Annotated in this window: 15 protein-coding genes and 1 pseudogene; 8 read left to right on the top strand and 8 right to left on the bottom strand. The window is 38.2% G+C overall.

From position 1 onward, the window contains the following. Positions 1 to 89 precede the first annotated feature (89 nt). Positions 90 to 1,460 (bottom strand): glutathione-disulfide reductase, encoded by a 1,371-nt coding sequence (gene gorA, locus ACXVWP_RS09970; RefSeq protein WP_289901637.1) that lies wholly within the window; start codon positions 1,458 to 1,460, stop codon positions 90 to 92. A gap of 254 nt (positions 1,461 to 1,714) precedes the next feature. Here gorA and ACXVWP_RS09965 point away from each other — a divergent pair, with 254 nt between their 5' ends. Both ACXVWP_RS09965 and hemH read left to right on the top strand, forming a co-directional pair. Further along, the gene (locus tag ACXVWP_RS09965) at positions 1,715 to 2,134 is read left to right on the top strand and encodes a hotdog fold thioesterase (protein WP_049356160.1); all 420 of its coding nucleotides are present in this window, start codon (positions 1,715 to 1,717) and stop codon (positions 2,132 to 2,134) included. Further along, complete coding sequence (hemH, locus tag ACXVWP_RS09960) at positions 2,131 to 3,102, top strand: ferrochelatase (protein WP_329506410.1); 972 nt, start codon at positions 2,131 to 2,133, stop codon at positions 3,100 to 3,102. The genes ACXVWP_RS09965 and hemH overlap by 4 nt, the downstream gene beginning before the upstream one ends. A gap of 219 nt (positions 3,103 to 3,321) precedes the next feature. Here hemH and ACXVWP_RS09955 read toward each other — a convergent pair whose 3' ends face one another. Both ACXVWP_RS09955 and epmA read right to left on the bottom strand, forming a co-directional pair. Then, positions 3,322 to 4,365, bottom strand: a complete 1,044-nt coding sequence (locus ACXVWP_RS09955) for a porin (protein ID WP_289901635.1) — start codon at positions 4,363 to 4,365, stop codon at positions 3,322 to 3,324. A gap of 301 nt (positions 4,366 to 4,666) precedes the next feature. Next, positions 4,667 to 5,650, bottom strand: coding sequence for an elongation factor P--(R)-beta-lysine ligase (epmA, locus tag ACXVWP_RS09950; protein ID WP_297569128.1), 984 nt, complete (start codon positions 5,648 to 5,650; stop codon positions 4,667 to 4,669). Positions 5,651 to 5,928: 278 nt separating this feature from the next. On the opposite strand from epmA, the gene frdA reads away from it, so the two are divergent. The 4 genes from frdA to frdD are packed head-to-tail and all read left to right on the top strand — an operon-like array spanning position 5,929 to position 9,268. Beyond that, positions 5,929 to 7,728 (top strand): fumarate reductase (quinol) flavoprotein subunit, encoded by a 1,800-nt coding sequence (frdA, locus tag ACXVWP_RS09945; protein ID WP_289901633.1) that lies wholly within the window; start codon positions 5,929 to 5,931, stop codon positions 7,726 to 7,728. After that, positions 7,721 to 8,491 (top strand): succinate dehydrogenase/fumarate reductase iron-sulfur subunit, encoded by a 771-nt coding sequence (locus tag ACXVWP_RS09940; protein ID WP_005696861.1) that lies wholly within the window; start codon positions 7,721 to 7,723, stop codon positions 8,489 to 8,491. The genes frdA and ACXVWP_RS09940 overlap by 8 nt, the downstream gene beginning before the upstream one ends. A gap of 10 nt (positions 8,492 to 8,501) precedes the next feature. Further along, entirely contained in the window at positions 8,502 to 8,912 is a 411-nt protein-coding gene (frdC, locus tag ACXVWP_RS09935; RefSeq protein WP_204697728.1) for a fumarate reductase subunit FrdC, read from the top strand. A gap of 11 nt (positions 8,913 to 8,923) precedes the next feature. Continuing rightward, the gene (gene frdD, locus ACXVWP_RS09930; protein ID WP_014064788.1) at positions 8,924 to 9,268 is read left to right on the top strand and encodes a fumarate reductase subunit FrdD; all 345 of its coding nucleotides are present in this window, start codon (positions 8,924 to 8,926) and stop codon (positions 9,266 to 9,268) included. Positions 9,269 to 9,421: 153 nt separating this feature from the next. Here the strand turns inward: frdD and rplI are convergent, their stop codons facing one another. The 5 genes from rplI to infA form a co-directional block, all read right to left on the bottom strand. Further along, positions 9,422 to 9,871, bottom strand: a complete 450-nt coding sequence (gene rplI, locus ACXVWP_RS09925; protein WP_014064775.1) for a 50S ribosomal protein L9 — start codon at positions 9,869 to 9,871, stop codon at positions 9,422 to 9,424. Positions 9,872 to 9,885: 14 nt separating this feature from the next. Then, positions 9,886 to 10,116, bottom strand: coding sequence for a 30S ribosomal protein S18 (gene rpsR, locus ACXVWP_RS09920; protein ID WP_005696867.1), 231 nt, complete (start codon positions 10,114 to 10,116; stop codon positions 9,886 to 9,888). Positions 10,117 to 10,127: 11 nt separating this feature from the next. Further along, positions 10,128 to 10,454, bottom strand: coding sequence for a primosomal replication protein N (gene priB, locus ACXVWP_RS09915; RefSeq protein ID WP_005627623.1), 327 nt, complete (start codon positions 10,452 to 10,454; stop codon positions 10,128 to 10,130). Continuing rightward, positions 10,441 to 10,818 carry a 30S ribosomal protein S6 gene (gene rpsF / locus ACXVWP_RS09910; protein ID WP_005627620.1) on the bottom strand — a complete coding sequence of 126 codons (378 nt, stop codon included), beginning with the start codon at positions 10,816 to 10,818 and terminating at the stop codon, positions 10,441 to 10,443. Before rpsF ends, priB begins: the two co-directional genes overlap by 14 nt. Before the next feature lie 188 nt (positions 10,819 to 11,006). Next, positions 11,007 to 11,225 carry a translation initiation factor IF-1 gene (gene infA, locus ACXVWP_RS09905; protein ID WP_005627617.1) on the bottom strand — a complete coding sequence of 73 codons (219 nt, stop codon included), beginning with the start codon at positions 11,223 to 11,225 and terminating at the stop codon, positions 11,007 to 11,009. A 345-nt stretch (positions 11,226 to 11,570) separates the two neighbouring features. On the opposite strand from infA, the pseudogene ACXVWP_RS09900 reads away from it, so the two are divergent. Both ACXVWP_RS09900 and ACXVWP_RS09895 read left to right on the top strand, forming a co-directional pair. Beyond that, a pseudogene (locus ACXVWP_RS09900) lies at positions 11,571 to 12,247 on the top strand (glycosyltransferase family 25 protein). After that, positions 12,240 to 13,271: a glycosyltransferase family 9 protein gene (locus ACXVWP_RS09895; protein ID WP_297569119.1), complete on the top strand. Its 1,032-nt coding sequence runs from the start codon at positions 12,240 to 12,242 to the stop codon at positions 13,269 to 13,271. The pseudogene ACXVWP_RS09900 and the gene ACXVWP_RS09895 overlap by 8 nt, the downstream one beginning before the upstream one ends. Positions 13,272 to 13,293: the final 22 nt, after the last annotated feature.

Below are 13,293 nucleotides of genomic sequence, written 5' to 3'. Positions count from 1 at the left end.
CCCATAAAAAATCTGCACCTCAATTGTTGGTTTGTTGAGTCCAACTTTTGGGGTGCAGATCATTTTGACCGCACTTTTTTTATCTGTAATTAACGCATTGTCACAAATTCTTCAGAACCTGTTGGGTGAATCGCTACGGTATTATCAAAGTCTGCTTTCGTTGCGCCCATTTTGATTGCCACAGCAAAACCTTGAATCATTTCATCCACACCAAAACCAATACCGTGTAAGCCCACAATTTTCTCTTCTTTGCCAACACAAACTAACTTCATTCGGCAAGGTTGGCGATGTTCAGTGACAGCGGTGTACATTGCCGTGAAAGAGGATTTATACACTTTCACATTTTCTTCACCATATTGCTCAATCGCTTGCGGTTCAGTTAAACCCACCGCACCAATTGGCGGATGGCTGAACACAACGGTTGGTACAAGATTGTAATCCAAATGCTCATTTGGTTTGTTATTGAATAAACGCTCAGATAAGCGACGACCTGCTGCTACGGCAACGGGTGTTAATTCAATACCACCTTCGATAATATCTCCCACAGCATAAATACCAGGCACGTTTGTATTTTGATATTTATCGACAATAATTTGTCCACGAGAATTGGTTTTCACGTCCGTTACTTCAAGATTAATCACATCCGTTGCCGGTTCGCGACCTATCGCCCAAATTAACGTATCTACCGTGGTTTCACGACCATCTTGTAATTTCAAGGTAAGTGAACCATCGGCATTTTTTACGACTTCTTCAGGCAACGCTTTGGTATGTAATTGAATACCATCTTGTGCTAACACTTCAACTAATGTCTCTACAATTAATGGATCCTGATGACGCAATGGGGCGTGTTGGCGCACAAATAAATGGGTTTCGCTGCCTAAGCTATTTAAAACACCCGCTAATTCAACAGCAATATAACCCGCACCAACCACTGCAACACGTTTTGGTAATTCATTTAAAGCAAATACACCATTTGAATCAATCCCGTATTCTGCACCTTTTACCGCAGGAATACTTGGACGACCACCTGTAGCAATTAAAATATGATCCGCTGTCACTAATTCTGTTGAACCATCTGCATAGCTTACTTCAATCGTTTTCGCATCTTTAAAGCGAGCAAAACCATTTAGAACATCCACATTATTTTTTGCTAATACATTATTGTAAGAGGTATGAATACGACCGATATAAGCTTGACGACTCTCAACTAATTTCGCGTAATCAAAGTTTTTCACTTCGACATCAAAACCATAAGCGGGTGCATAGCTGTTAATGGCTTCTGCAATTTGTGCGCCATAAAACATCACTTTTTTCGGTACACAACCTACGTTCACACAAGTGCCACCGAGGTGTTTTGCTTCGATAATGGCACATTTTTTACCGTAGCTTGCTGCACGGTTAATTGAGGCAATCCCGCCAGAACCGCCACCAATCGCAATATAATCGTAATGTTTAATCATTGTAATAATCCTTTTTTTACTTACTTAAATTTTCTCCTATTTTGCCTAAAAGTGAGGAAGAAAGCTATAAATTGATGTAATTGGAATTGTCTATATGAAAAAGGGGAGGATTGATCGTTTTCAGCATAAATTTCAACATACAAAGTAGATTTTCGTTATAATGCTGACTTGCACTCTAGCAAATAAACCGCATTGAATTATCTTAAAAGATAAAAAACTCAAAAATTAATCAGCCTATCTAAGGAATAACCTACATGGCGATCTGGAAAAAGACATTCACACTCAATCAACTTAATGAAATGAGTAAAAACTGTGCTATAGAACATTTAGGTATTGAGGTTTATGCGGTTGGAGAAAACTGGATTGAGGCCAAAATGCCTGTAGATCATCGCACAATACAGCCTTTTGGTTTGCTACATGGGGGCATATCTGTTGCCTTGGCCGAAACTATTGGATCTCTGGCAGGATTTCTCTGTGTAGAAGAGGGACAAATAGTTGTCGGCTTAGACATTAATGCGAATCACCTCCATTCAGTAAAACAAGGTTTTGTGATTGCTAAGGCAATCCCTATTAGTTTAAGTAAAAATATCCATGTATGGCAAATTGACATTCGTGATGAACAAGATAAACTTTGTTGCGTTTCTCGATTAACGCTTTCTATTAAACATTTATGAATAAAACTCAAAAAATCGGTGTTATCTTAGCCAATCTTGGTACGCCGGATGAACCTAACGCCAAAGCAATTTCACGTTATTTATGGGAATTTCTCACAGATCCTCGAGTGGTCGATTTACCCCGTTGGAAATGGTATCCCCTTTTAAAAACTATTATTTTACCGATGCGTTCTAAACGTATTGCACAAAATTATCAAGCTATTTGGACCGCTCAAGGCTCTCCGCTGCTCGCTATTACAAAGCAACAACAAACAGGTTTACAAGCTTATTTGACTGAACAAGGCATCAATGCACAAGTCGAAATTGCCATGACTTACGGCAATCCTTCGATGCAAAGTGCGGTCAAAAATTTACTCAAAAATGATGTAGAACGCATGATTGTACTACCACTTTATCCACAATATTCCAGCACCACAACAGGTGCATTAATCGATGCATTCAATCGTGCGATTGCACAAGAACGCGATATTATGCCTTTTGAGTTTATTCATTCTTATCATCTTGATAAAAACTACATTAATGCGTTGGTGGATTCTATCAAAGTGCGGTTAAAATCGGATGAATTTTTGCTTTTTTCTTATCATGGCATTCCATTGCGTTATGAGAATATGGGGGATTATTATCGTCAGCATTGCAAACAAACTACGATTGCGATTGTGGATAAGCTCGGTTTAACCGAAAACCAATGGAATATGACGTTCCAATCTCGTTTTGGTCGTGAAGAATGGTTACAACCTTATACCGATCATTTCTTGGAAGAAGCTGCTTCTCAAGGGATTCAAAAAATCGTGGTGATTTGCCCTGGCTTCTCGGTGGATTGCTTAGAAACCTTAGAAGAAATTGAGGTTGAAAATAAAGAAACATTCTTAAATCATGGTGGTGTGTCTTATCACTATATCCCTGCGTTGAATGCAGAAAAAGCCCATATTGAAATGATGGGAGAACTGATTTTGGATAAGTTGAAGTAGTTAATCTCCCCCTAGCCCCCTCTTTGCGAAAGAGGGGGGGGGTATTTTATTGGCAAATAAATGCTTTCCGTTCTTAGCTCTCTCAAATACTCCCTAAAATATTAAAAGTAACTCATAAAAAAGCCCCTCTTTTGTAAAGAGGGTTTGGGGAGATTTAAAAAGATAAATAAAAAGGCGAACCTTTCGATTCGCCTTTTAAGATTTCTTTCTAATCAAAGATTAGAAGTATACACGCATACCTACACCGATAGCTCTGTCTTTAACTTTACCAGTATAAGTATCATTAGTGTAAGATTTAGTTGTTACGTATTTACCTTCTAAGAACACTACGACTTGTTTATGAAGTTTGTAGTCTGCACCAAGTAAGAAACCGTGAGTTTTATCTTTAGTAGTTTCACCTTTCACACGTTCATATAGGTAGTTACCATATACTTGAGATGCTGGAGTTACTTGATATGCAAAGCCTGGAGATACGTAGAATTTATTGGTTTTTGCATCATTTTCTTTTTCATGAGCATAACCAAAGTCACCAGTTAATGTGAAGTCGCCAAATTTATAACCTAATGATGCTAAAAAACCATCTAAACGGTGTTTATATGACGCATCAGTTTCAAAGCTAGTGTGGCCATAAGCGAAACGCGCATCTAAATCACCCACTGTGTATAACGCACCTACAGCATAAGCATTTTTGATACCTGGATCAAGCGGTTTGCCTTTTTCATTATTTTTTTGACCAAAGTTATAGTTTGCACTTAATTGCAAACCTTCAATACCTTTATAGTCATAACGAACTACACCAGTACCCGCAGTTGGAATATATTCTTCTTTTGGAATTAAACCATATTCATAATCAACTGCTTGGCTTAAATCATCTGCGATAGTTAATTGACGACCAAATGTGATATCGCCAGTCGCTTTACTACCTAAACCTACATAGGCACGTTTAGCGTAAAGTCTACCAAATTTGTCACGAGAATCTGTATCATCAAAACGGAATTCTAAACGACCTAATGCATAGAAATCGTTATCTAAGTTATGTTTTACAGTGATGCCGAAACGTGAGCCTGCATTACGTAAAGCAGAGTTAGCTTTTTTAGTTGATTGACCAGCGGCGTTGTACTGTTTTTTATCCGCCTTTTCCATGATTAAACGAAGAGAACCATTTAATTCAACTTTAGTACCTTCGTTGTCGTAAACTACTGCTGCGTTTGCTGCTGAAGCGGCAAATGCAGAAACAATTAATGCTGCTAGTGTCTTTTTCATAATTGTTATTCCTTTGGGTTATGCTCTACGATTTTTGATTGAAGCAATTTTTCATAAAAAGTTCAATCTCCGAAATAGACGCCACAAATATTACAAAATAAAGTTATGGTGTCAATGGGAGGATCTACACCAATTTACTAAAATCTGATCAAGATCACATTTTTCAAACAATAAAGTTTGTTTTTTAATCAATCCCAAATTGACTTGCTGACATTTTAAATATTCGGCCAGATCGATTTCTTGTTTTATTTATTCTTTATAATCGCCTAAGTGTCGAAGAAATAATGGGTATTTGATAGCGTTAAGCGCACTCCACTGAAAATGAAATCACCTCTTTAATACTTTTAGCACCTAATGCAATCATAATTAAACGATCGACACCTAAAGCCACGCCTGATGTATTGGGAATCCCTGCTTGTAATGCCGCCAGGAAGCGATGATCGATTTCATGTTGTGGTAAGCCTGCTTTTTCGCGTAGGCGGTTATCTTGCTCAAAGCGGTGTTGTTGTTCACGGGCATCAGTTAACTCGTGAAAACCATTTGCTAATTCTAATCCTTTATAATAAAACTCAAAGCGTTCTGCCACACGACTATCTTCTGGACTAAGTTGTGCAAGTGCAGCTTGTGAAGAGGGAAAATGATATACAGCAACAGGTGCTTCTTGCCCGATGTTAGGTTCTACCACTTCGCTGAATAAAAATTGTAATAATGTGTCCCTGTCTTCATTTTCATCTGCCATGAAATGGTGTTTACGAGCTGCTTCAACTAATTCTTGACGAGTTGCAGAAAGTGGGTCTAATCCTACATATTCTTGAAATACGAACTGATAACTTAAGGTTTCTGCGGGTTTACAATCAAGAATTTGTTGTAATAAATCATCCACTTCATTCATCAGACGATACATATCAAAGTACGGTCTATACCATTCAAGCATGGTAAATTCTGGATTATGCCGATTGCCAGCCTCCTCATTACGGAATACTTTACTAATTTGAAAAATTGGCCCACTGCCAGCAGCCAGTAAACGTTTCATGTGATATTCCGGACTAGTGGAAAGCCAGAGTGTTTTTGATAATTCGCCAAAAGGTGCAATAAATTCGGTATTAAAGGTGGAAAGATGGAGATCGGTTACGCCAAATTCGCTTAAAACAGGTGTTTCTACCTCTAATAATCCACGATCAGTAAAGAACTCGCGAATATCAGCAATAATTTTTGCACGAGCCAGTAAATTTTTTATTGGAGCAGAAGGTTGCCATAGTGTTTGTTTATCGCTAAGTGCGGTCATTTTTTTCTCCATTTTTGGCACTAAGAGGAATGATATTATTGTAAACAAGAGCGATTTTTAACTCAATAATCCAATTGAATGGTTTATAAACGAAAACAGTTATCATCCCAAAATATATAAAAACTAACTTTTTTGAGTTAGATCACACTTTTAGTATTTTATCCGTTTATTCAGGAAAAAAGGTTACTAATTTGTAAACAAAAATGGCAGAATGGTAGTATGTTCCCTATTGCTTTTATTAGGGCGTTTCATTTTTTTACTTTTAATTGGAGGATATCGTGCAAACGGTTAATGTCGATATTGCTATTGTTGGTGCCGGTGGCGGCGGTTTACGTGCAGCAATTGCAGCAGCAGAAGCAAACCCTAACTTAAAGATCGCATTAGTTTCTAAAGTTTATCCTATGCGTAGCCATACGGTTGCTGCAGAAGGTGGTGCGGCCGCAGTAATTAAAGAGGAAGATTCCTACGATAAACACTTCCACGATACCGTTGCCGGTGGTGACTGGTTATGTGAACAAGATGTGGTGGAATATTTCGTTGAACATTCTCCGGTGGAAATGACTCAACTTGAACGTTGGGGCTGCCCTTGGAGCCGTAAAGCCGATGGTGATGTAAACGTGCGTCGTTTCGGTGGGATGAAAATCGAACGTACTTGGTTCGCAGCAGATAAAACCGGTTTCCACTTATTACATACTCTTTTCCAAACATCCATTCAATATCCACAAATTCAACGCTTTGACGAGCACTTCGTTTTAGACATCTTAGTTGATGATGGTCATGCTCGTGGTATGGTTGCGATGAATATGATGGAAGGTACACTTGTTCAAATCAACGCAAATGCGGTTGTGATTGCAACAGGCGGTGGCTGTCGTGCATTTAAATTTAACACCAACGGCGGTATCGTAACAGGTGATGGCTTATCAATGGCATATCGTCACGGTGTTCCACTTCGTGATATGGAATTCGTCCAATACCATCCAACTGGTTTACCAAATACTGGTATCTTAATGACTGAAGGTTGTCGTGGTGAAGGCGGTATCTTAGTGAATAAAAACGGCTACCGTTATTTACAAGATTATGGTCTAGGCCCTGAAACGCCAATCGGTAAGCCTGAAAACAAATATATGGAACTTGGTCCACGTGATAAAGTTTCACAAGCGTTTTGGCAAGAATGGAAAAAAGGCAACACCTTAAAAACAGCAAAAGGTGTCGATGTGGTTCATCTTGACTTACGCCACTTAGGGGAAAAATACTTACATGAACGTCTTCCATTCATTTGTGAATTAGCCAGTGCTTATGAAGGTGTAAACCCAGTTAATGAACCAATCCCTGTACGTCCTGTTGTTCACTACACCATGGGTGGTATTGAAGTAGATTACAACAGCGAAACTCGCATTAAAGGTTTATTTGCTGTGGGTGAATGTGCGTCTTCTGGTTTACATGGTGCAAACCGTTTAGGTTCTAACTCGCTTGCAGAATTAGTGGTTTTAGGCCGTGTTGCAGGTGAATATGCCGCACAACGTGCAGCGGAAGCACAACCGGCAAACCGTGCAGCAGTTGATGCGCAAGCTCAAGATGTTGTGGCTCGCCTTGAAGCACTTTACAACCAAGAAGGTAATGAATCTTGGTCTGAAATCCGTGACGAAATGGGTACCGTAATGGAAGAAGGTTGTGGTATCTACCGTGACCAAGAAAGCATGCAAAAAGCAGTAGATAAAATTGCTGAGCTTAAAGAACGTTATAAACGTATCCGTGTTGCAGACCGTTCAAGCGTATTCAATACCGATGTGCTTTACACTGTAGAATTAGGTTACATCCTTGATGTGGCACAATCTATTGCCAACTCTGCAATTGAACGTAAAGAGTCTCGTGGTGCACACCAACGCTTAGACTACACTGAACGTGATGATGTGAATTATTTACAACACACCCTTGCTTACTACAATGGCGATGATGCACCGCGTATTGAATACAGCCCGGTAAAAATCACCAAATCTCAACCAGCAAAACGTGTTTATGGTGCTGAAGCAGAAGCGGCAGAAGCGGCTGCGAAAGCTAAGGAGCAAGCAAATGGCTAATTCACCGGTAATGACTGTAGAAGTATTACGCTACAACCCAGAAAACGATCAAGAGCCACATTTAAGCTCTTATCAAGTACCTTATGATAACCAAACCTCTCTTTTAGATGCGTTAGGTTACATTAAAGATAAACTTGAGCCGTCTCTTTCTTATCGTTGGTCTTGCCGTATGGCGATCTGCGGTTCTTGTGGGATGATGGTCAATAACAAACCAAAATTGGCTTGTAAAACGTTCTTACGTGATTACAGCGGCCACATGCGTATTGAACCATTGGCAAACTTCCCTATTGAACGCGACTTAGTGGTTGATTTAAGTCACTTTATCGAAAGTTTAGAGGCAATTAAACCTTATATTATTGGCAACGAAGCGCCAGCATTAGATGGTAAACCACATCCATCGAAAGAATTGCAAGTAAGCCGTACGAAACAAACTCCAGCACAGCTTGAGAAATATCGTCAATTCTCAATGTGTATTAACTGTGGTTTATGCTATGCGGCTTGTCCGCAATTTGGTTTAAACCCTGAATTCTTAGGCCCTGCAGCGATTACAATGGCGCACCGTTACAACCTTGATAACCGTGACCATGGTAAAGCACAACGTATGCCATTATTAAATGGTAAAAACGGTGTTTGGAGCTGTACTTTCGTGGGTTATTGTTCTGAAGTGTGTCCAAAACACGTGGATCCAGCTTCAGCAATCAACCAAGGCAAAGTGGAAAGTGCCAAAGATTATGTTATCTCAATGCTAAAACCAAAAGGCTAAGGGGAAGAATATGTCAGTAACAGTAAGTAAACGCAAAAAATATGTTCGCCCAATGACGGCTACTTGGTGGCAAAAATTGGATTTCTACAAAGCATATATGGTGCGCGAAGCTACCTCTATCTTTGCCGTATGGTTCTGCATTGTATTGCTTTATGGTGTACTTTGCCTTGCAAGCAATCCTGTACCTGGCTTAGGTATTGTTGATTTCATTGGCTTCTTAAGAAATCCAATTGTGGTGTTCTTAAATATCATCACATTAATTGCAACCTTATATCACACTGCAACTTATTTCGTAATGACCCCAAAAGTGATGAACATCATTGTTAAAAATGAGCGTTTACCACATCACGTGTTAAGAAATGCACTTTGGGCAGTGACAGCTGTGGTTAGTGTTGTCGCATTAATTTTAGTTTATATGTAGGGAGAGAAAAAATGGTCGAACAAAATCCAAAACGCTCTGGTGAACCACCAGTATGGTTGATGTTTGGTGCTGGCGGGACTGTCAGTGCGATTTTCTTCCCTGTGGTAATCTTAATCCTTGGTTTATTGTTACCATTCGGATTAATTGATCCACATAATCTAATTACATTCGCTTATTCTTGGATCGGAAAATTAGTTATCTTAGTTTTAACGATTTTTCCTATGTGGTGTGGTTTACACCGTATCCATCACGCGATGCACGATCTTAAAATTCACGTGCCAGCAGGCGGATTTATCTTCTACGGCCTCGCAACCATTTACACTGTTTGGGTGTTATTTGCCGTATTAGGTTTGTAATTTTAAAGTACTAAAGTGAAGAAATAAAAGTGCGGTCATTTTGATTTGATCGCACTTTTTTATTCTCAAAGAATCACTAAAATATTTTCTTAATTCAGAAAAACAAAAAACCCGACATAACGTCGGGTTTTCTTTTATCAAAAACTTTGATAATTATTCTGCAACAACGATAACATCTAATGTTGCAAATACTTCGCCGTGAAGTTGGAAACGAACATCGTGATCACCAAGAGTACGGATTGGACCGTTTGGTAAACGAACTTCGCTTTTCGCAATTTCAACACCAGCTGCAGTTACTGCTTCTGCTACATCACGAGTAGTGATTGCGCCGAATAAACGGCCTTCATCACCTGCTTTAGATGCGATAGTGACAGAACCTAATGCAGTCACTTGTGCTGCGCGAGCTTGAGCTGCTGCAAGACTTGCTGCTGCCGCTGCTTCTAACTCTGCACGACGTGCTTCAAAGTGTTCAATGTTAGCTTTAGTTGCCATAACTGCTTTACCTTGTGGGATTAAGAAGTTACGAGCGAAACCAGATTTAACATTAACTTGATCACCTACGTTACCTAGGTGAACGATTTTATCTAAAAGAATTACTTGCATTTCCTAACTCCTTCTTAATTGTGATGAGAATCAGAGTAAGGTAATAACGCTAAATAACGAGCGCGTTTGATTGCGCGTGCTAATTGGCGTTGGTACTTCGCACGAGTACCGGTAATGCGGCTTGGTACAATTTTGCCGCTTTCAGAAATGTAGTTCTTTAATGTAGCGATATCTTTGTAATCGATTTCAACAACATTTTCCGCTGTGAAACGGCAGAACTTACGACGACGGAAATAACGTGCCATTTGGCTGTCTCCTAATCTATAAATTCGATTTGCTCGGCATGCAATACTAATTGCGTTAAACCATTTGAGGTTTTATGTGAAGTAATAAACCCCACCACAAGAAGTTTACTGCCGACCGTAATGCTTTGAGTTTTTTCTATTAACTGATTGCCACTGACTTGAACTGGCATCTTTAACCACGCTTGGCGTGATAAACCACTTTCGACTTGTTCGGAACGATGTTCTAGCCAAAATTGGCAATGCGCAATCCCGTTAGGGCTTTTGCTTCGCTTGGGTAATTGACACACTGTGCCGATTAACGAGAAGCGATTATCAAGTTTTGAATTACTCTTCAGCATCCTCAAAATCGTTGTTTTCAACTTCAGCTAAAGGTTTACGTTCTTCTTTAGCCGCTTTCATTGGGGACGCTTCGGTTACGGCGTGCTTAGTATGGATAACAAGACTGCGTAATACAGCATCGTTATAACGGAAAGTCGTTTCTAGCTCGTCGATGACTTGTTGAGGCGCTTCTACATTCATAAGCACATAGTGTGCTTTGTGTAATTTGTTAATTGGGTACGCTAATTGACGACGACCCCAATCTTCTAGGCGATGAACTTGACCACCAGCTTCTTTAACAGAACCTGTGTAACGTTCGATCATACCTGGTACTTGCTCGCTTTGGTCCGGATGAACCATAAACACGATTTCGTAGTGACGCATTACTGCTCCTTACGGGTTAATCAGCCTTTGACGTAGATTAGCCACCAATCTGCAAAGGCAAGGAACGAAAAAATGAACGTGGCTAGGGCGCTGATTATACAGATTTTTTTCTAGACTTCAAATAATTTGTATGCTTTTCAAACAAAAAAAGCCGATATTAACATATCGGCTTTTCTTTTATTTCTAAATTAACGGCTACGGAAAATGATACGACCTTTGCTTAAGTCATAAGGGGTCATTTCTACTGTTACTTTATCGCCCGTTAAGATACGAATATAGTTTTTACGCATTTTGCCAGAAATATGTGCAGTCACTACGTGGCCATTTTCTAACTCAACGCGGAACATGGTATTTGGTAAGGTTTCCAAAATTGTGCCTTGCATTTCAATGCAATCTTCTTTTGCCATTTTATCCTCTAAAATTATGATTTTGTTGACCGCACTTTTTGCGGGTTATAAATGAAAAACGGGCGGATTATAGCCGTTTTTGGTGTTAGACGAAAGATTAAAATGGTATTTTGTTGAAATCCTCATTCTTTTTTTAATAATTCAATTATATATAATGTTTCAAAGCTGGATCAGATAGAAAATTTCATTTAGCATACAAAATACAGAGAAAAGATAAGGTGTTTGAGTCTTATGCCACCTTCCTTTCTAAAAGGATAACAGCGCTATTTTGAAAATAGCTAAAGCAATTTTATGATGGTTTGATAAAATTATATGTAAACAAATGACTTCAACTAAGGGCTATTTATGGCTATACCTAAAATAATTGTAATTAGTTTAAAACATTCAAAAAGAAGAGAAAATATTGCTAAACGCCTTTCCGGTTTGGGGTTGGACTTCAGTTTTTTTGATGCAACAGATGGGAAAAAACTATCCGCTTCTGTATTAGAATCTGTCGATTATGATTTCTATCCAAAACACTATTTATCACCTAAGCCATTAACCTCGGTGAAATTGGTTGCGCAATGAGCCATATTAATGTTTATGAATATATTATAGAAAACAATATTGAAAGTGCTATTGTTCTTGAAGATGATGCTATAGTTTCACATTATTTTGAGGAAATTGTTCAGGATGCGTTAAATAAAGTTGGAAAAAAATATGATTTGATCTTTTTAGATCATGGAAAAGCCAAATCACATCTTTGTAAGAAAAAACTTTATGAAGGCTATCGACTTGTACATTATAAGTCTCCTTCGAAAAATTCTAAGCGGTTTATTACCTGTACTGCTGCATATTTAATTACACATTTGGGGGCTTCAAAATTGCTTAACTATGCTTATCCTGTACGAATGCCTTCAGACTACTTAACAGGACTTATTCAAAAAAACAAAATGAATGCCTATGGAATCGAACCACCTTGTGTATTTAGAGGGTTGAGTATTGATTCTGAAATAAATCAAGTTGAAGAGCGATATGAATAAGTTAAAAGCCCTAAGGTTAAAAATAGGTAAATGGATACTCGATAAATCATCGAGAGTAAATAATCCCCAAAGTTTAGAACATCCTAAGAGTTTCTTATTTTTGCGACAGGATGGGAAAATTGGCGACTATATCGTGAGCTCTTTTGTTTTTCGAGAGATAAAGAAATTTAATCCATTGATAAAAATTGGTGTTATCTGTACGAAAAAAAACGCGTATCTATTTCAAAAAAATAAAAATATTGATGAAATTTATACTGTAAAAAAAAGAAATATTTTAGACTATATCAAAAAGGGACTATTAATCAGAAAAGAAAGATATGATGTTGTTATTGAGCCAACCCTCATCATTAGAAATCGAGACTTGTTGTTATTGAGAATACTCAATGCCCGTAATTATATCGGCTATAGAAAAGCAGATTATAATATTTTTAATATAAATATTACTAAAGACGGTCATTTTTCAGAAATTTACAAAGAAGCTTTAGCTAAATCAAATATTAATTTAAGTGATGATAGCTATGATATTCCGCAAGATGACTTAATTAAAGAAGAAATTCTCCAGTTTATTACGGACAACAAGTTAAATAACTTTATTGCCATTAACTTCTATGGAAATGGCAAAAATAGAAAGTTTGATGATGCTCACATTAGAGATTATTTAACATATATTAGAGACTCTCATAAACATCAGTTAGTCTTACTTTCAACGCCTGATACTTATGAGCATTTAAGTAGAATCGCTAATCAATTTAATGATGTGTTTGTTTATCCAAATCCTCACACAACGATCTATCATACAATTGAGTTGATTAGAAACTGTGCTCTACTTATTTCGGTTGATACATCCACCGTTCATATTGCTTCAGGGTTAAATAAAGCGATGATTTGTATTTATTCGCGAGACAAAGACAATTTTATACATTGGCATCCCAACTCCAAGAATGTGTGCCATATTCTGCATTACAACGATAATGTGAATGAGCTCTCCCCGAGAGAAATAAAACCAGAGTGGTTAGATATTTAAAGATATAAAACCACAAGCTTTA

The sequence above is a fragment of the Haemophilus sp. SZY H56 genome, assembly GCF_054332415.1.
This window is presented reverse-complemented; position numbering and strand designations above follow the sequence as displayed.

Coding starts and splice junctions, on each gene's coding strand:
- gorA (WP_289901637.1), bottom strand. CDS start 1,460: ATGATTAAACATTACGATTATATTGCGATTGGTGGCGGTTCTGGCGGG.
- ACXVWP_RS09965 (WP_049356160.1), top strand. CDS start 1,715: ATGGCGATCTGGAAAAAGACATTCACACTCAATCAACTTAATGAAATG.
- hemH (WP_329506410.1), top strand. CDS start 2,131: ATGAATAAAACTCAAAAAATCGGTGTTATCTTAGCCAATCTTGGTACG.
- ACXVWP_RS09955 (WP_289901635.1), bottom strand. CDS start 4,365: ATGAAAAAGACACTAGCAGCATTAATTGTTTCTGCATTTGCCGCTTCA.
- epmA (WP_297569128.1), bottom strand. CDS start 5,650: ATGACCGCACTTAGCGATAAACAAACACTATGGCAACCTTCTGCTCCA.
- ACXVWP_RS09940 (WP_005696861.1), top strand. CDS start 7,721: ATGGCTAATTCACCGGTAATGACTGTAGAAGTATTACGCTACAACCCA.
- frdC (WP_204697728.1), top strand. CDS start 8,502: ATGTCAGTAACAGTAAGTAAACGCAAAAAATATGTTCGCCCAATGACG.
- frdD (WP_014064788.1), top strand. CDS start 8,924: ATGGTCGAACAAAATCCAAAACGCTCTGGTGAACCACCAGTATGGTTG.
- rplI (WP_014064775.1), bottom strand. CDS start 9,871: ATGCAAGTAATTCTTTTAGATAAAATCGTTCACCTAGGTAACGTAGGT.
- rpsR (WP_005696867.1), bottom strand. CDS start 10,116: ATGGCACGTTATTTCCGTCGTCGTAAGTTCTGCCGTTTCACAGCGGAA.
- priB (WP_005627623.1), bottom strand. CDS start 10,454: ATGCTGAAGAGTAATTCAAAACTTGATAATCGCTTCTCGTTAATCGGC.
- rpsF (WP_005627620.1), bottom strand. CDS start 10,818: ATGCGTCACTACGAAATCGTGTTTATGGTTCATCCGGACCAAAGCGAG.
- infA (WP_005627617.1), bottom strand. CDS start 11,225: ATGGCAAAAGAAGATTGCATTGAAATGCAAGGCACAATTTTGGAAACC.
- ACXVWP_RS09895 (WP_297569119.1), top strand. CDS start 12,240: ATGAATAAGTTAAAAGCCCTAAGGTTAAAAATAGGTAAATGGATACTC.